Origin of the sequence: Pseudomonas sp. LAMO17WK12:I10 (genome assembly GCF_900215185.1) — a bacterium.
GTDB classification, from domain to species: domain Bacteria; phylum Pseudomonadota; class Gammaproteobacteria; order Pseudomonadales; family Pseudomonadaceae; genus Aquipseudomonas; species Aquipseudomonas chlororaphis.
On the sequence record NZ_OBDX01000015.1, the window covers coordinates 1 to 17,029 of the forward strand.

Consider the following 17,029-nt stretch of genomic DNA (forward strand, 5'->3'; position numbering starts at 1 on the left):
ATCAAGCGCGAGTTTGGTTCTACCAAGGTGCGGTTCCGAGGCTTGGTCAAGAACACCGCGCAGATGGTGATGCTGTTCGCGCTATCGAACCTGTGGATGGCTCGTCGGCATTTGCTATCGAAGACAGGAGAGGTGCATCTGTAGTACGCGAAATGGTTGCTACGAGGTGCTCGCAGCGGCGAAAAAATATGAAATAGACAGCAGATCTGATCGCATCTTGACCTGCTGCCCTTTTGGCATCGAGGATGAAGAATTAGCCAGAAAATATTGGGCTACTTCAGACCATCCCAAGGTAATGCCACAGTCTGCTTTCAAGATGAACGGAGTTCTGTCTTTCAGGGGCGACGCCCAGGAGCCTTATTTGCTGAAATACAGCCTCATCACTTGACCCGAGCCCTTCATGAGCCAGATGAGCTTTTCCGACTTCGAATACGCCGACAAACGTAAGGGATGGTCTGAAGTAGCCATGTGTTTCTGACTGACTTCGGTCACCGCCGATTTTGAAAGTAGTGAGCCGATCCAAACGCTCAGATCACTCACTTATTCCTGGCTTTTTAGCCACTGCTGGGTGGCCTACGCCATCGTGTTCTTCACCACCGTGGTGCAGCGCAAGACCAAACACATCTACGTCGGCAACTGGTTCTTCGGCGCCTACACCGACTGGACCATCGGCCACGTCCACGCCGGGGCCCTGGGCTGGGTGGCAATGATCACCTTCGGCGCGATCTACCACATGGTGCCCAAGGTCTTCGGCCGTGAGCAAATGCACAGCATCCCACTGATCAACCTGCACTTCTGGCTGGCGACCATCGGCACAGTGCTGTACATCGCCTCGATGTGGGTCAACGGCATCACCCAGGGCCTGATGTGGCGCGCGGTCAACGACAACGGCACCCTCACCTACTCCTTCGTCGAGGCCCTGCAGGCCAGCCACCCGGGCTTTATCGTGCGCTTCGCCGGGGGCGTGTTCTTCCTCAGCGGCATGCTGCTGATGGCCTACAACACCTGGCGCACCGTGCGCGTGGCCGACCCGCGCCTGGCCCTCAGCGACGCCCAGATCGCCTGATCGCCTGATCGCCTGATCGCCCAAGCCACGACCACGACCACGACGCGGGCCACACCCGGCCCGCGTCGCTCATCCCTCCTGCAGCACAGCGAGCCCCCGATGATCGAATTCGCCCTTGACCTGCTCGGCGTGACCTTCCTCTACCTCAGCATCGGCTACTGCCTGCGCCATCAATCGGCCAAGAGCCTCGACGACGCCAGCCTGATCCCCTTCGCCGACGACCCGGACGTGGCACGCCGGGTGGAACTGGCCACCGGCAAGAAAATCGACGCCGTAGCGCCGGAACCGCAAACCGCCAGGCCCGGCTGGGGCAATGTAGAGATCTGAAGAATGCCCTTGATGGGTCTGGTAGACGCCCAGGCCACCAGACAGCTACTGCCTTACCCACGCTCCCGGGGAATCAGCGCCTGCAGCTGCGACGCCAGGAAGTTGCCGTCGAAGGTAAAGACGTCGGACTCCTTCAGGCCGTTGGCCTGGCGCCATTGCCAGCTGCCGTCGGCCAAGCCCACCAGGGACACGCTGCCGTAACGCGCGGCGGTCAGGCCCATGACCGCCAGGGAAATCTGCCCGGCGGCGCCCATCACATCGGGCACGAACTCCACCGGTTTGCCGGCGATGACGATGGTCAGCTTCTCGGTCTTGAAGGTCGAGGTTTTCACCGGGACGCTGGCGCTGAAGGCCAAGTAGGGTTCCCGGCTCAAGGCCAGCAGGTCCGGCATCAGCACCGGCGCCAGCCACTGCTGGATATGCTCGAACAGCTCGGTGATGCGGCTCGCCCAGACCACCTTCTGGCTTTCGAACAGCTGTTTCTTGTGGGCTTCGCTTTCTGCATAGCGCCGAAGCATCTCGCCCAGTTGCCGTACGTCGTCCATGTTCATGCCTCTTCGAGAAACCGCGGTTGCGGACCTTGAGCATGGCAGATGGGGGGTGTCGGCGTACGACTAAAAACCTGCGCGGTACTGGCTGGGGGTCAGGCCGAGGACCTTGCGAAAGGCGCTGCCCATATGGGACTGGTGGGCGAAGCCGGTTTCCAGGGCGATGGCGGCGAGCGGCAGGTCGCTGCGTTCGATCAGCCGACGCGCCGCCTGCACCCGGACTTCGACCAGCCAGGCATGGGGCGTCATGCCGATGGCGCGGGTGAAATCCCGCAGGAAACGCAGTTCGTTGCGCCCGGTGCAGGCCGCCAGTTCACCGAGCGACAGGGGCTCGGCGTACTGCTGCTCGATCAGCGTCAGCACCCGGCTGAACTCGGTGCGCCTGGCGGCCTTGGCCGGTGCTGGGTCGAGGGCGGCGAGGCCGGCGAACTGCAGGGCACATTGTTCCAGGGCCAACGGATCGCCGGCGGGTTCCAGCAACAGCCGCCGCGCCTGGCGTCCCAGCGCCAGGGCCCGGGCGTGTCCGGGCCGTTGCAAGCGTCGCGAACCGCGGGCGATGCCCAGGGCCTGGGGGTCGGCCAGCCAGCGCAGCAGCAGGTATTCACCGCCCTGGGGCGACTCGGAAAACACCTCGACCCCGGCCGGGGTCAAGGCCAGGGTCCCCGGCCAGCTGTCGAAATCCTCGCGCCGGTCGCTGCCGATGGCGTGCACGCCCCGCTGGCGCTCCAGGCTCAGGCCGAGGCTTTGCCACTGCAGCGGATCGCGCGCGCTGTAGGCCGCGCGCGGCAGCAATTGCAGGTCGAGCGTGCCGCCCAGCAATTCGCGGCGCAGCGGCTCGTGATCCTGGACTTTGCTGCTCAGCGCGCCGGGCATGTGAAATTTCTTGATAGATCGCGGGGCTGCATCACGGGACACTCTCGACACTCAGGTTTGTCAGCAACAGGAGCTGTGTATGCGCACCATCGGCCTTATCGGCGGCATGAGCTGGGAGTCCAGCGCCGAGTATTACCGCCTTATCAACCAACAGGTACGGGACTGTCTCGGGCCGCTGCGCTCGGCGCGGTTGCTAATGTACAGCGTCGACTTCGGGCCTGTCGAACAGGCCCAGCACGCCGGACGCTGGGACCTCGCGGCCGGGATCCTGGTGGATGCGGCGCGCCGCCTGGAGGCCGGTGGCGCCGAATGCGTGGTGCTCTGTACCAACACCATGCACAAGGTCGCCGACGAGATTCAGGCCGTGCTCTCGGTGCCCTTCCTGCACATCGCCGACCCGGCCGCCGAGGCCGCCCTCGAGGCCGGCACCCTCAGCGTGGGCCTGCTGGGCACGGCCTTCACCATGGAACAGGATTTCCTCAAGCAACGCCTGCTCGATCGCGGCCTCAAGGTACTGGTGCCGGACGCCGTGGACCGTCAGGCCGTGCACCGGATCATCTACGACGAGCTGTGCGTGGGCGTCATCAGCGAGGCCTCGCGCCAGCGCTACCAGCAGGTGATCCAGGCCCTGATGGAGCGCGGCGCCCAGGCCATCATCCTCGGCTGCACCGAGATCGGCCTGCTGCTCAAGCCTGAACACAGCCCCCTGCCGCTGCTGGACACCACCGAGCTGCATGCGCGGGCGGCGGTGGCGTTTGCCTTGGATGGAGCGCGGCATGGCTGACCGCGGATCATCGGCCATCCGCAAGCCTGTAGCCGCTGCCGAGCCCTGGCGAGGCTGCGATCGCCCGGAACGGGCGCGGCGCTCTCGAGATCGCTGAGGTCCTGCGGACCTGTCGCAGCCTCGCTGGCGCTCGGCAGCGGCTACAGGGGGCGGTGGAGGTTAGGTAAACGTTCAGGTAGCGAGGGCGCGGCGCAGGCGCGCCATGCTCAAGACGTCGACGTACTGGCCGTCGCGCACCGCGTAGTCGCGCAGCCGGCCTTCGCTTTCGAAGCCGAACTTGCGGTACAGGCCCAGGGCGGCTTCGTTGTCGGCAAACACCGTCAGTTCCACCCGTTGCAGGTTCATCCAGTTGTCCGCCACGTCCAGCACCGCCGCCAACAGCCGGCTGCCGACGCCCTGGCCCTGCCATTCCACCGCAACGCCCATGCCGACGCTGCCGCAGTGGGCGCGGCGGATGCGCGAGTATTGCTCGATGCTGCAACTGCCGATCACCGCACCCTGGTGCAGCGCCACCAGGGCCACCCGCCGTTCGTTGTCCGGCGCCAGGCGATTGCGCCAGACCTCGGCGGACTGAAACGGCATCTGCAGCACCTGGCGGGCGACCGTGGGGTCGTTGTACAGCGCGGTAATGCCCTGCACATGGGCTTCACTGAAACGTTCGATGACGATGCTGGGGATTTCGGCGGGCATAAGTCTTCCTTGGTTCATGCGAGACGGCCGTCGAGTGTAGAGCGCCAGCGCCGCGGATGGCGAGTGTCGGACACAGGGGCCAGGCGAGCCCATTCCCGGTGTAGGAGCCTGGCTGGCGATGCCTGCGCCGCGGTGTATCAGGCAGGACGCCATCGCCAGCAATCGAGCGTCGACCGGCTGCTCCTACAGCGGATTGACTGAGTCAAACCATTCGCCACGTTCGCGGAAGGTATTGAGGACCAGTTCCACCAGCATCCGCACCTCGGCGTCGTGCTCCACTTCGGCGTTCACCGCCATCCACACCTGGCGCGCCATGGCCTCGTCGAACAACCCGGGCAGTGCCGTCAGGCCGCGGTCGAAGCGGCTCATGTAATGAGGCAGCAGGCCGATGCAGGCGCCGCAGCGGATCATCTCCAGCATCAGCTCGTAGGAATGCACCTGCACCACCCCCGCCAGGCGCTGCTCCACCAGCTGGTTCCACGGCCGCAGCGGCTCGACCTGCCGGTCCTGCTGCCATTGCACCAGCATGTAGTCGGCCAGGTCGTCCAGGCTGTCGGGGCGCGCCGCGACCCGCGAATAACGCTTGGCGATATGCGGCAGGTAGTCCAGACGCACCAGCGGCTGCGGCGCGCTGGTGACGAAACTCGGCCCCGGCCTGGGTGAATCCACCCCGCCCAGCCACACCACCACGTCCGCGCTCAGGGCCCGCAGCGACAGCTCGCTGTCGATGGAGATGATCTCCAGGCGCACGCTGGCGTTGCGCCGCAACAGGGCAATCAGGTCGCGACCGAGGATGTCGTGCAGGATCGACTCGGCCACCGCCAGGCGCAGCAGCGGCTGTTCGAGCACCGGCAGCGTGCGTTCGTGGGCCAGGGCGATCAGTTGCGCCTTGAGCTGCTGGCCTTCGCGGCTGAGGCTCAGGGCACTGCCCTGGAAGCTGAACAAGGGGCGGCGCAACTGTTCCTCCAGGTGCGCCAGCTGTTTGCGCAGCAGCGTCGACTTGATGTTCAGGCTGCGCGCCGCCTGCATGAAGCAGCCGCATCGGGCGGTGACCAGAAAATACTGGGCCAGCTCCGGCTCGATCCCGGCGGCCAGGGCCAGCCAGGCTTCCCGGGGTTCGGCCTGGGCGATGTAGGGGGTGATGCCCGAGATCGGGACGGGTTCGAGAAAGGACATGAGTGACTCCCTGTCGTGTGAGTGATGGCATCCATTGCACGTTGTTCAGGCGATAGCGGTATCGGCCACACCGCCCCCCTATAGCTTCTCCTCCAGCACCTTGCTCAACTGCGCGCCGTCGATACTCAGGGTCGCGGTGTCGAGCATGCCTTCCAGGTAGGCCTTGGCGATCTGTTCCTGGCGCTGCGCCCGCAGGGCCTGGGTCAGGCGTTCGCGCAACTCGTCCAGGGTCGCCGTGCGGGCCGGTTGCTGCTCGGTCAGCTTGAGCACATGAAAACCCGCCGCGCTCTGCACCGCATCGGACACCGCACCAACCTTCAAGCGCGCCACGGCACCGCGGACCTCGGGCAGCAGTTGCTGCAACGGTTGCAACCCAGAGTCGCCGCCGCGCCGGACGCTGTCGGGGTCCTGGGAATACTGGCTGGCCAGGGCGGCGAATTCGCCGGGGGCGGCCTGGGCCTTCTTGCTCAGTTCCTGGGCCTGCTTGCGCGTCGCCTCCAGCGCCTGCGGCTCATTCACCGCGAGGAAGATCTGGCTGACCCGGTACAAGGCCGGGGTTTGCCACTGCGCCTTGCCGGCGTCGTAGGCCTGCTGCAATTCGGCCTCGCTCGGGTAGCCGGCCGGTACCTGGCTGACCGAGCGCAAGTAGTCGCGAAAGACGATCTGTTCCGTGGCCACCTTGGTCTGCAAGGCCACCTCCGGACGCTGGCGCCAGCCCTGGGCATCGGCCTGTTCGAGCACGGCCTTTTCCGCCAGGCGCGTGCGAATCCAGTTTTCCAGGGCCGGGCGATTGCCCCGCAGCTGCTCGCGGGACGCCTCGGGCAAGGCCGCGAACAGCGCCTTGAGCTCCTCCGGCGCCACCCGCTGGTTGCCCAGGCGCGCCACCGCCGGACCGTCGTCGACCGGGCTGGCTAGCGCCACCCTGGGCTGTTGCGCCGCCACCGGGTCGCTGCCCGGACGCACGCCCAGCCACACCGCCAGCGCCACCAGGGCCAGGGCGCCGACACCGACCACCAGGCTTGGCTTCTTCACTGCCCAGGCACCTCAACGACAGCCTCGGCGACAGCCTCGGCGACGGCCTCGGGCGCTGCTTCAGGCATGGTTTCTGGCGTGGCTTCAGGCTGGGCCTGCAGGCGCGCGGCGTGCTGGCTGTAGTCGCGCAGGTAGACGATGAACTCCTGCAACAGCCGGTCCCAGAGTTCCAGCTGGCTGCGCAGGTGATCGTGGCCAACCCCGGACACCACCACGTCCATTTCCATCACCAGGAACTCGCCCTGCACCGACAGCCGGGCAAAGCGTCGCGAGGCGTTCCACAGTTCGGCCAGGCCCGCCGGCAACTCGCCCTGGACCCGCAGCGCGCAGCTGAAGGTGAAGTCCACATAGCTGCGCGGTTCAGCCGCCGCCGCGTTGCCGAAGCGCACGGCGTAGCCGATGCCCTGGCTGGCGCTGAGCAGTTGCACGATGCCGTTCTGGTCGGTCTGGTTGACCCGGTAGCCGGCGCCTTGCAGCAGTTCGGTGAGGCTCTGCGGGGTGACGCTGGCGATCAATTGCGCTTGTTCAGTCATGCTCGATTCTTCCCTGATATTCAGTGGGTGCTCGCTGCCCGCGGGGCATCGAACTGGGTTTTGTACAGCTCGTCGCCAAAGCCCTGGGCCAGTTCCTCGAACTTGACCCGGGCGCCGCCGGCGAAGGGTTGGCGGATTTTCATCACCTGCGCCACGTCGATCTTCTCGTAGGCCGCGAGGATCTCTTTGGCCACGCCATACATTTGCTGATTCTTGACCGAACATTGCTGCACTTGTGTGTCACGTTCGCTCAATTGCGCCTGCAGCCTGGCCCGCTCGGCCTCTTTAGCCCGGGCCATGACCAGCAACTCGTCATAGGCCTTCTTGAACTTGCCGATCTGCTCGCTGCTGGCGGCCATCTGCGCCTGGGCCTGGCTGTGCAGGTTCTGCTGCTGGCCGGCCAGTTGCTCGGCGACGCCGCGGGCCTTGGCCAGGTCGGCGGTCAGTTGCTTGATCTGCGCCTGTGCCTGTTTGGCCTGGTTTTCGGCGGCGACCCGGGCCGCGCTGGCCTGGGCCTGTTCGCTCTGCAGGGCCTGCAACTGCTGGGTGGTGCTGCGCAACTGGGTGCGCAAGCGCTCCTCCATGCCTTCGGCGCTGGCCCCGCTGGCCATCAGCACGCCCAGGGCCAACAGCAGGCAGCGCCCCGCCCTGGCTTGCGTGTTCATCGCCGTGCTGTTCATAGCAAGACTGGTCATGACAATGCCCCTTGCGCCCTAGAAGCGCGTGTTGATTTCAAGCTGCAAGACATCGATGTCGAACGGCGCGCCGTACACCGCCTCGGAACTCAGCCAGCGGCCGGTGGCGAAGACGTTCTTGGCCAGGCCGTAGTTGCCGCCGAGGAAATAACCCTTGGCGTTGGTGCCGCCGAGGTGGAACGAGGAATCGTTGAAACCGTCAGGCAGCGCATCGGGCTGGATGTACTTGTAGCCGGCGAACAGGTTCCAGTCGCCCTGCCTGGCCAGCTCCAGGCTGTTGCCCAGGGTGAACTGCACCATCCAGGCGTTGGCGCCGCTTTCCAGCTCGCCGTTGCTGTCCAGGTTGTTGACGATCTGGCCTTCAGAGCGCTTGCGCATCTCGCCTTCGTCGTAACCCAGGTTGTGGATGTAGTTGGCCTGGCTGCGCAGCTTGAAGTTCTCCGGCAGGTCGGCGTCCCATACCAGGTTCAGGTCCAGCAGGTTGAACTCCGAGGCCAGGCCGACGAACTGCGGCTGCGCGGTGGCGGCCGGGTTGAGCGGGTTGGGCGTGATGTCGCGCAGCAGGAACACGCTGTTGCCCTTCTGCATGAAGGCCACGCGGCTGCCGTCGCTGTCGCAGCCCGGCGCCCCGGCCCAGGGTTCGCAGGCACCGGAGCGCTGGCCCTCGATATCGTCGAAGCGGTAGTAGGCCAATGCGCCCTTGAGCCGGTGGTTGCCGTTGATCGCCCAGTTGGCGCCGATCTGCGCGCCGTACAGCCATTTGTTGTCGCTCTCTTCCTTGTCGAAGCCGTTGCTGGTGGAGGTGTCGTTGGTGTACTCCACCGGGAACGCGCCGACCGTACCGAACAGGCCCCAGTCGCGATTGAGCTTGTGGTTGAAGATCGCCGCCACGCCGTCGAAGTTCAGGTCGTTGGAATACAGCAGGTCGGTGGAGAAGAACGGGTTGGCGATCCGCCCGCCGGTCAGGGTCAGCGCGTCGGTGGCCTTCCAGGTCAGGTAGCCCTGGTCGAGCCAGATGTCCTTCTTGCCGAACCCGCCGCCCAGGGTCTGGGTGGTGGACACCGGGTTGTTGTCCGAGCCGGTGCCGATGCGGATGCCGGCGGTCCAGTCCTCGGCGACCTGTGCCTTCATGCCCAGTCGGGCGCGCAGGCGGAACAGGTTCTCGCGGTCCTCGCGGGTGTTGAGCAAGGGCGGCAGGTTGGAGCTGCTGTTGGGGTTGACGTCGTACGGGCCCTTGTCGTTGAGCTTGGCGAAGTCGACGATTTCGTTGCTGTTGCTGCCCGAGTAGTAGCGCGACTCGTCGCGCAGGCGAATGTCGCCGTCGAAACTGATGCGCGACACCCAGTCCGGGAAGGTGTTGGGCTGGGCCCAGTTTTCCTGCTTGGCGGTGGCCATGACCTCGGCCTTGACCTGGTCGCGGATCTGGTCGCGGACGATGGCCGGCAGGTATTGCACCCGCACATCCCCCGGCGTCGCCGCCGGCCCCGCCGCCACCGCGGTGCTGGCCTGGCGCGCTTGCTGCGCTTCGCGCTCGGCCTGGGCGATCAGGCCGTCGGCCTGTTCCTGTTTCAGCACGCCCTGCTGCACCAGCAAACGGATCAGATTGATCGTGGCGTTTTCCGAGGGCGCAGCGGGCGCGGCCGCTACCGGTCCCACCAGGGTCGCGATGACCATGCCGATCGCCAGGGACAATCGATTCACGTTGGAAATCATTTGCACACAGCTCCTTTTGGCAAAACTTGCATCAGTCGTTCGGTTAACCCGGACGCCGCCCCTGCAGGGACAGGCGTACAGGCAGGGTCAGGGAGGCCGGTGGCCGCTCCGTCAAATGCGCCGCGCCGCGCAAGGCGGCCAGCACCTGGGTGTCGATTTGCGGGTTGCCGCTGGACTTGACCAGCTCGACCCGGGTGATCTCGCCGACGGCGCTCAGCCAGACGTCGGTTTGCAGCGAAAAGGCCTGGTTGCGCAGGTCCGGGTTTTCCCGCAGCACGCGCTGGAAGGTGAAGGCCAGGAACTGGCTGTAGGTGCCGTTGCCCAGGCGCCCACCGCCGGAACCGGCCATGCCGCCGCCCTTGCCGGCGCCGATGTTGAAAGCGTCGCTGCCGGCCTGGGCATCGCCATCCATCTGCATGGGATTAGCCAGATCGTCCACCGGCGACGGCGGCGCTTCTTCCTCGGGCTTGACCTGTTCCGGCTCCGGGGTCGGTTCCGGCTCGGGCACCTTCTCCTCGACCGGCGGCTCCGGCTCCTTGGGTTTTTCCGGCGGCGGTGGCGGTGGTGGCGGCAGCGGGATAATGGTCGGCACCTTGGGCGCCTCCCGGCGCACCCCGCTCATGTCGTTGGCCCACTGCCAGAGCAGCCAGGCGGCAATGGCCCCGAGCAGCAGCCCCACGCCCCACTTGAGCAGGCGCGGCGCCGTGCGGTTCTTCACCGGCGGCAGCTGGATCGGTGGTGGTGTGATCGGTGGTGGTGTGATCGATGGTTGTGCGGTCATGGCTCAGCCCTGGCTCGGTTTGCCGGTGACCAGCCCGACCTGGGACAGCTCCAGCCGGCGCAGCAGGTCCAGGACCTCGATGACCTTCTGGTACTGCACCGTGGCGTCGCCGCGCACGATCACCGGGAAGTCCGGGTTCAGGGCCTTTTCCATGCGCAGGCGTTCTTCCAGCTCCGGCAGCGTCACCGGGTAGGCGTCGAGGAACACCTGGCCGCCGTCGTTGACCGAGATCGCCTTGGTCTTGGCCTCGGACAGCGACACCGAAGCGCTGGCCTTGGGCAGGTTGATCTGGATCCCGGAGACCTGGGCGGTGGCGGTGAGGATGAACATCACCAGCACCACCATCAGCACGTCCACCAGGGGCGTGATGTTGATGCTGTCCACTGGCGCGTCGTCATCGTCGTCGTGGGAGGCGTTCACAGAAGCCATGACGTTTCTCCTCAGGCCGGCACGCTGGCGTTATGAGCCCGCGCGGGCGCGGCTTCACTGGACTGGCTGGCGCCATGCAACTCGGCCAGGCGGGTGATGAACTCGTCGACGAACACCCGCATGTCGGCGCTGACTTCCTTGTTGCGGGTGATCAGCCGGTTGTAGCCAAACAGCGCCGGGATCGCGACGAACAGGCCCATGGCGGTGGCCAGCAGGGCCGCGGCCATGCCCGGGGCGATGGCGTTGATGTTCACGTCGCCGGCCATGGCCGTGCCGAGGAACACCACCATGATCCCCAGCACCGTACCCAGCAGGCCGATGTAGGGCCCGCCGGCGATGGCGTTGGACAGGGTCGAGAGCTTGGAACCGAGCTGCTGGTTCTCGCGGGTGCGCACGCCGTCCATGGAGCAGCGGATGGCCTCGATGGTCGCCGCCGAGACCGACGAGGTGTCGGCGCCCTGCTCGCGACGGGTGCGGATCTCCTGGACCGCCACCTGGTACAGGCGCCACAGCGAGGAATGCTCCAGGCGCTGGGCCAGATTGCGGTCGTCGGCGAACATTTCCAGGCGGGTGCCGACCCGGGCGAACTGCTCGCGGAAGATCTGGTTGGCACTGCTGACGCGGCCGACCATGCGGTTCTTGCGGATCATGATGATCCACGACTGGAACATCATCAGCACCAGCACCGCGATGATCACCCAGGCGTCCACCGGCACGGCCTTGAGCAAAAAGCCCAGGCTGCCGAAACCGAAGCCCGACTGTTCTTCATCGACGCCGTACACCACCAGTTTCGACTCGGCGCCCTGGGCCGCGGCATCGGCCAGCAGCAGGCCGGCGGGACGGGCCACCTTGGACAGGCGCAACTCGTCGATGGCGCCATTGAACGGCAGGAAGGCACTGGCCTCGGCCGTTGCCCCTGGCGTTGATGCCGGCGGCAAATCGGCGCCGATGGCCAGCGGCGAGTTGAACGCCGGCAGCGCCACCGCCAGGCGGGCGCTTTCGCGGCCATTGACCAACAATGCCAGCTGGCTGCCCTGGGCGGTCAGGGCCAGGTGCTGCCACTGCCCGGGATTGAGCGGCTGGGTCGACACCGCGCGCTGGCCGTCGACCTCGACAAAAGGCACGCCCTGGTTGACCCCGATCAGCAGGCTGCTGGCCCCTTCACGCCGGGCCAGCAGCAACTGTTCGCCGCTGGCCTGGTCCAGGCGCAGCCAGGCACTGAAGGTAAAGGCGCCGTCGGCGCTGTGTTGCAGCGACGGGCTGGCCGGCAACAGCAGCGGCTGGCCGTTGAACTGCAAGGCCCGGCCGATCACCCCATCGATGCTCGCGCCGGTGGCGTTCTGCGCATGGTTGCCGTAGGCCGTGGTGTCCTTGGCCGGGGTGCCGTTGGCGCCGTCGAAGTGATAGAGGGCGACGTAGTTCGGGTCGAAGGTCAGCTGGCCGTTGGCGGTCGCCGGGGCCTTCTGGTTGCCGTAGTACATCCAGATGTCCTGGCGCTGGCCACCCTCCACGTTCGGCACGTCGACCCAGACCAGGGCCATGCCCATCAGCGGGTCGAAGCTTTCGATCTGGTGGTTGAACACGGTCTTGTCGTCGGCGCTGACGAAGCGCAGGTCGGAGCCGTCTTCCTTGACCCCGTCGAAGCTGAAATTGCCGGTGTGCAGGCGCACCAGCAGCGCGGTGCGGCCCAGGGCCTGGTTGATGGCCGCGCCTTGCGGCGTGGTGTCGATCGAGATTTGCTTGCGGTAGTGCCAGTCGTCCTGCCACCACGCCTGGGCGGTCGCCGGGAGCACGAAGCCCAGGCAGATCAACAGGGAAATCAGTAAGCGCTGCATGAAAGTTACTCCGTGAAAGATCAAAACGTCGCCTGCACACTGAAGTGCACGCGCGAGTCCTGTTTCTGGGTGTTCGGTCCATCAAGCAGCGGGTAACCCCAGTCCAGGCTGCCGGAAAGCCATTTGCTCAAGCTGGCGCGGGTGCCCAGGCCGACGCTGGCCAGGCTGTAGTCGGCCTCCTGGTCGGGAAGCTCGTCGCGCAGGTACATCCGCGCGCCTTCGGCGAAGGCATAGAAGCGCCATTCGTTGACATAACCGCCCAGGTACTTGGCCAGGGACGGCGTGCGCAGCTCCTGGGAAAACAGGTAGCCGTCGTCACTGGTGCGCTCGGCCGCCAGGTAGCCGCGCACCGAGGTGGCGCCGCCGGCGGAGAACTGCTCGTTGGACACCAGCGGCCCCGAGGCCAGCTGGAACGCCGCCTTGGACCCGGTCTGCCAGTCGTTGGCGAAGGTGTAGGTGTAATTCAGGTCGCCCTTGAGCACGGCGAAACTGGGGTTGGCGCGGTAGCGCTTGTAGTCGAAGTCTTCGTCCGAGCTGCCATAGCCGAACAGGCTGCGGGTACCGGCCACCAGGCTCAGGCCGAGGCCCAGCTGGGAGGTCTCGGTGTAGCGGAAACCGTTGTAGGCGAAGGTGAACGGCGCGTACTTGAGCGGCACCTTGTCGCTGTCGCCGCCCAGGCTCAGCTCCTCCTCGAAGTCCTTGAAATCCACCCCGACCGAGAACGAATTGGCCCAACTGCCGCTGGCCGGCAGGCTGTAGATCAGCGACAGGCCGTAGGAATGCCCTTTGCCCAGCACGTTGCTGCCGCCGATGGTGGCGACGTTGCTGTCGGACTGGTAGCCGGCGAACTGCAGGCTCCAGCGCTCGTTCAGCGGCGCGGTGTAGGAACCGGACCAGACCTTGGCGTTGTCCTGGTCCTCGGGCGCGGTGAAATAGGTTAGGGAAATGCTGTGGCCCAGCTGCCAGAGGTTTTTGTAGCCCAGACTGGTGACCGCCCGCAGGTGCTTGGTGTCGGCGCTGTAGTCGTTGTTCAGGCCGACGCTGGCCTGCCACGGGTTCTGGTCTTCCACCTGCAGGTCGACGTCCATGGTGCCGGGGCGCTGGCCTTCGCGGACCAGCGGCATGACCTGGCGCCCGGGGGTCTTGTTCAGGCTCGCCAGCTGGCCCTGGACCTTGGCGAAGTCCGGCACCTCGCCTTCCTGCAACGCCGGCACCTCGTCGCGGATTTCCACCGGCGAGTAATGCTTGGCCCCCACCACCCGCACCCGCCCGACCTTGGTCTCGCTGACCTGCAGGTAGACGATGCCGTCCTCGACCTTCTGCTCCGGCAGCTCGACGAACACCGACTGGTAGCTGCGGGCCTGGTAGACCTTCTGCAAGGCGTCGCGGGCGCCCTCGATATCGCTCAGGGCTTTCTGCGGGCCGAGGAAGGGATACACCGCTTCTTCGATGGCCCGGGCATCGAGCACGGTGTTGCCGCGCACGAAGTACTCATTCACATCCACCAGCCGCGCGGGCGCGGCCTCGCCCTGCGCCGCGCCGCCTTGCACCGGCTCGCCTGCCACCGGGCCGCCCTCCTCGGCCTGCAGCGGCTGGCCCAGCGCGACCAGCGCCAGCCAGCCGCACACCGGCAGCCAGCGCCTGGTCGGCCCCGGCCGCCATCTCTTGAACAGATGCTCCACACCGCCCCCTAGATTTCCAAGAATGTCCAACCGCGTCGAAACCGCCGTCGCCGTCTGTACGGCGTTTGGCCGCCTCAATTGCTCAAGGTCGATGTCGTGGCGTGCTTGGCCAGCCAGCTGTGCAACAGCGCGAAGTTCAACGAGAACTCGGGCATTTGCAGCAAGGCGCCACAGAACACTTCACCGATGATTTTCTGGATCAGCAGAACCGCCCGCGCGTCGTTCAACAGCGTGGCGATATCGCGGCTCAGCACGCCGAGGCTCCAGACCTTCTGGTTCAGGTCCAGGCCGACGAACCAGCGAAACAGCAGGTTGTAATTGAGTTGTTCGTACAACTGCTGCTCGCCGGGCACCGAATACAGCAGCTGCAACAGCAGGATGTGCATCACCGTGCGTGGGGCGATAAGCATGCCGGGCTCGGCATCCAGGCCCTGGAGAATGTCGCGGTGCTGGTCGAGCAAGGCGTCGATCTGCGGACGCAGCAACACCAGCGAATGGCCCGGCGGGATATAGCTCGACACCTCCTTCAAGGCGCCCTGCCAGTCATCCTGGGAAACGATCCAGACCCACGGCGCACCGTAGCGATAGACCGACACCGGCTTCTTGCGCGCGGCCTCGACGATCTTCGACAACCGCTGGTCCAGCTCCTGCATGCCCACTTTCGCGTAGCGTTCCATAGTCCCCATCACCTCACTCCCGGCGTCCCGCCTCGGCTCAGAACAGTGGCCAGAAGGCCCCCTCAAGCGCGTCACATATCCATGACGGGACTGGCGAAGTGCTACCGAACTTTTGTCATAAAAGCTTCATTCACCCCAGGAAGGTTCGGCCAGGACAGGCCTGAGGGCGCCAGGGTGCCTGGCTCGGAAAGACGGGGTGGAAAGGTGGCGGGTGGTGGCGCGGTGAACGCCACACGGCCGGCATGCGAGAATGTCGATCCCTCAACCAGGCTATTTCAGACAAGGACACACCCATGACAGACCTCAGGCCCTCGGAACCCGGGACTGTCGACGCCATCGCCTACCAGCGGGCCTCCTCGGCCTTGCAGCGAGCATTTGCCTTGCTGCAGCGGCGCGTCTATCCCGAGCCGGACGTGCCTGAAGACGCCGAAGCCGCCCCGCTGCACGATCCCGTGTTCGACACCTTCTCGTTCTACATCTGCGCACCCGACCGGGTGCTCAGCTACGCCGCTGTCGCCATGAAGACGATCGAGCATGCCGGCCACACATTCGACATCGCCGGGCTCAGCTGCGTCATGACCGATCCCGCTTGCCAGGGACAAGGCCTGGGCCTGAGGACCGTCGCCGCGGCCACGCGCTGCATGGAACACAGCAACCTCGATATCGGCGTCTTCACCTGCGACCCACCGCTGGCACGTTTCTATGCCCGGGCAGGCGGCTGGCCCATTGCGCCCGACGTAGTGCTGATCGGCAATCAGAACGAAATGGCGTTACGCAGCGATACGCTGGGCAAAGTCGTTCTGTTGCGCCTGTTTTCACCCAAGGCAATCGCGGCAGCCTCTGTATTGACCAGAGGGACCATCGATCTCGACCTTCCAGATGGACAGTTTTTATAGGGACCGTGTCGGTGAGATCGGCATTCCACGGCTGAGCGACGACCGGCTGTGTCGAAAGGTGGTGAGCTTCAAGGCATTTTTCTCGCCAGCTATCGGCCGTTGAGCGGCCAAGCCCGAAAGCCCCCATGCCCGACAAAAAGACGCCGGACCGATGCAATCCCTGTAGCCGCTGCCGCAGGCTGCGATCGGCCGGAACGGCCGCGACGTCGTCATGCCCTATTGATAAGGACGAGTTCAAGCAGATCTGCCTGCTGCATTGATAATCAGAAAGGCCTTACAACCAGCGGTGAACTCCCCTTATTCCCGCCCAGCCCAGCACGGCTTACAGTCGGCCAGTCGCCCAAATGGCGACCGGGTTTGGCGACCTGACACCAGAGGGATGATGGCTCAGGCAATCAACCAGAGGTGAACGTATGAACCGTTACATGCCGATTACCGGCAACGGCTGCAACATCCCTTCCTTGCTTATAGATACCCAAGCTCCCATCGACGTACTGCACGATGCAGCGGCTTATCGCATACGTGCGGTCACCCAACTGCTGGAAAGTTTTTCGGTAGCGGATACCCCTCGGCATGAACCTGTTCTCCTGCAGGAACTGACCTTGGTTTGCAGCATCATGCTGCGCGATGGCTGTGATTTGATGGATGTGGCGGGACGGAAGTTACAAGAAAGGCCTTCGGTGTAAATGAGTAGTGGGCGGTGTTGGCTCGTCCACTCTTTATCTAGAGCCCCAGCTTACGAGCTGGGGCTCTTGCATTCTATTTATCGAAGAGCCCAATCATGGATAGATATATATTGGACTTCTTGCTCTGGCACACATTCTAAAGACGCCCTATAGTCCGTAATAAAACTTACCCCACCTACAACCCCATCGTCCCCAACAACAAGAAACTCATCATCCTCACAGTTAAAATCGATCCTATAAAATCGGCTTAACTCCGAGATACTGCCCCCAGGCTTAACACCCCGAAAACTTCCAAGATACCCTTTACCCACTAGAATCCTATAAAGAACTTTCTTCTCTTCAAAAAACAAAGAAACAACATCATTCATATATGAGAAAGAAACTTCTTTTAGGTTAAGCCCAGCTGCCTGCCCTATTTTTGATATTACCCCGACCCAACCAGAGTTCCTAGAAAGTACATCTTGCAGATTGCAGTCGTTTTCAAACCATTGAACCACGCCGAGTCTTTTCTCTATGCTTTCTAAAGACTCTCCGAGTCTAAACCCAGCCCCAGAATAACCAGGAACCAAATCCGCACATACGTCTGGAGTTATCAATCCCATAACT

18 protein-coding genes and 2 pseudogenes are annotated in these 17,029 nt (G+C 64.6%); 6 read left to right on the plus strand and 14 right to left on the minus strand.

Going from position 1 to position 17,029, the window contains the following annotated elements:
• From CRO75_RS17130 to CRO75_RS17140, 3 genes and pseudogenes are all read left to right on the plus strand, one after another.
• Positions 1–144, plus strand: a pseudogene (locus tag CRO75_RS17130) (IS5/IS1182 family transposase); the annotation flags it as partial.
• A 508-nt stretch (positions 145–652) separates the two neighbouring features.
• A pseudogene (locus tag CRO75_RS17135) lies at positions 653–1,066 on the plus strand (cbb3-type cytochrome c oxidase subunit I); the annotation flags it as partial.
• Between the two features lie 99 nt (positions 1,067–1,165).
• Complete coding sequence (locus CRO75_RS17140) at positions 1,166–1,393, plus strand: CcoQ/FixQ family Cbb3-type cytochrome c oxidase assembly chaperone (protein ID WP_085530978.1); 228 nt, start codon at positions 1,166–1,168, stop codon at positions 1,391–1,393.
• Between the two features lie 53 nt (positions 1,394–1,446).
• Here CRO75_RS17140 and CRO75_RS17145 read toward each other — a convergent pair whose 3' ends face one another.
• Both CRO75_RS17145 and CRO75_RS17150 read right to left on the minus strand, forming a co-directional pair.
• Positions 1,447–1,938, minus strand: a complete 492-nt coding sequence (locus tag CRO75_RS17145; RefSeq protein WP_177409759.1) for a hypothetical protein — start codon at positions 1,936–1,938, stop codon at positions 1,447–1,449.
• Positions 1,939–2,007: 69 nt separating this feature from the next.
• Positions 2,008–2,814 carry an AraC family transcriptional regulator gene (locus CRO75_RS17150; protein WP_097136985.1) on the minus strand — a complete coding sequence of 269 codons (807 nt, stop codon included), beginning with the start codon at positions 2,812–2,814 and terminating at the stop codon, positions 2,008–2,010.
• A gap of 79 nt (positions 2,815–2,893) precedes the next feature.
• On the opposite strand from CRO75_RS17150, the gene CRO75_RS17155 reads away from it, so the two are divergent.
• Positions 2,894–3,598: an aspartate/glutamate racemase family protein gene (locus CRO75_RS17155; RefSeq protein ID WP_097136987.1), complete on the plus strand. Its 705-nt coding sequence runs from the start codon at positions 2,894–2,896 to the stop codon at positions 3,596–3,598.
• A gap of 171 nt (positions 3,599–3,769) precedes the next feature.
• On the opposite strand, the gene CRO75_RS17160 is transcribed toward CRO75_RS17155, so the two are convergent.
• The 11 genes from CRO75_RS17160 to CRO75_RS17210 all read right to left on the minus strand — a co-directional run bounded on the left by CRO75_RS17160 (position 3,770) and on the right by CRO75_RS17210 (position 14,850).
• Complete coding sequence (locus CRO75_RS17160; RefSeq protein ID WP_097136989.1) at positions 3,770–4,288, minus strand: GNAT family N-acetyltransferase; 519 nt, start codon at positions 4,286–4,288, stop codon at positions 3,770–3,772.
• 183 nt (positions 4,289–4,471) lie between these two features.
• Positions 4,472–5,464: a LysR family transcriptional regulator gene (locus CRO75_RS17165; RefSeq protein WP_097136991.1), complete on the minus strand. Its 993-nt coding sequence runs from the start codon at positions 5,462–5,464 to the stop codon at positions 4,472–4,474.
• Positions 5,465–5,542: 78 nt separating this feature from the next.
• The gene (locus tag CRO75_RS17170) at positions 5,543–6,496 is read right to left on the minus strand and encodes a peptidylprolyl isomerase (protein WP_097136993.1); all 954 of its coding nucleotides are present in this window, start codon (positions 6,494–6,496) and stop codon (positions 5,543–5,545) included.
• Positions 6,493–7,029, minus strand: coding sequence for a YbjN domain-containing protein (locus tag CRO75_RS17175; protein ID WP_097136994.1), 537 nt, complete (start codon positions 7,027–7,029; stop codon positions 6,493–6,495). Before CRO75_RS17175 ends, CRO75_RS17170 begins: the two co-directional genes overlap by 4 nt.
• 20 nt (positions 7,030–7,049) lie before the next feature.
• Entirely contained in the window at positions 7,050–7,694 is a 645-nt protein-coding gene (locus CRO75_RS17180) for a DNA repair protein (RefSeq protein WP_097137163.1), read from the minus strand.
• A 48-nt stretch (positions 7,695–7,742) separates the two neighbouring features.
• Positions 7,743–9,437 (minus strand): putative porin, encoded by a 1,695-nt coding sequence (locus tag CRO75_RS17185; RefSeq protein ID WP_097136997.1) that lies wholly within the window; start codon positions 9,435–9,437, stop codon positions 7,743–7,745.
• A 43-nt stretch (positions 9,438–9,480) separates the two neighbouring features.
• Positions 9,481–10,218 (minus strand): energy transducer TonB, encoded by a 738-nt coding sequence (locus tag CRO75_RS17190; protein ID WP_097136999.1) that lies wholly within the window; start codon positions 10,216–10,218, stop codon positions 9,481–9,483.
• Positions 10,219–10,221: 3 nt separating this feature from the next.
• Positions 10,222–10,647 (minus strand): biopolymer transporter ExbD, encoded by a 426-nt coding sequence (locus CRO75_RS17195; protein ID WP_007928991.1) that lies wholly within the window; start codon positions 10,645–10,647, stop codon positions 10,222–10,224.
• Between the two features lie 11 nt (positions 10,648–10,658).
• A complete protein-coding gene (locus CRO75_RS17200) occupies positions 10,659–12,482 on the minus strand; it encodes a MotA/TolQ/ExbB proton channel family protein (RefSeq protein WP_097137000.1) in 1,824 nt (607 codons plus the stop codon).
• A gap of 20 nt (positions 12,483–12,502) precedes the next feature.
• Positions 12,503–14,164, minus strand: coding sequence for a ShlB/FhaC/HecB family hemolysin secretion/activation protein (locus CRO75_RS17205; protein WP_239990597.1), 1,662 nt, complete (start codon positions 14,162–14,164; stop codon positions 12,503–12,505).
• 74 nt (positions 14,165–14,238) lie between these two features.
• Positions 14,239–14,850 (minus strand): transposase, encoded by a 612-nt coding sequence (locus tag CRO75_RS17210; protein ID WP_169897782.1) that lies wholly within the window; start codon positions 14,848–14,850, stop codon positions 14,239–14,241.
• Positions 14,851–15,134: 284 nt separating this feature from the next.
• Between CRO75_RS17210 and CRO75_RS17215 the strand changes: the two genes are divergently transcribed.
• Both CRO75_RS17215 and CRO75_RS17220 read left to right on the plus strand, forming a co-directional pair.
• On the plus strand, positions 15,135–15,737 hold the full coding sequence (locus CRO75_RS17215) for a GNAT family N-acetyltransferase (RefSeq protein ID WP_097137005.1): 603 nt from the start codon (positions 15,135–15,137) through the stop codon (positions 15,735–15,737).
• Positions 15,738–16,150: 413 nt separating this feature from the next.
• On the plus strand, positions 16,151–16,423 hold the full coding sequence (locus CRO75_RS17220) for a hypothetical protein (protein ID WP_097137007.1): 273 nt from the start codon (positions 16,151–16,153) through the stop codon (positions 16,421–16,423).
• Between the two features lie 77 nt (positions 16,424–16,500).
• Here CRO75_RS17220 and CRO75_RS32560 read toward each other — a convergent pair whose 3' ends face one another.
• Positions 16,501–17,025 (minus strand): hypothetical protein, encoded by a 525-nt coding sequence (locus tag CRO75_RS32560; RefSeq protein ID WP_143503942.1) that lies wholly within the window; start codon positions 17,023–17,025, stop codon positions 16,501–16,503.
• Between the last annotated feature and the right edge of the window lie 4 nt (positions 17,026–17,029).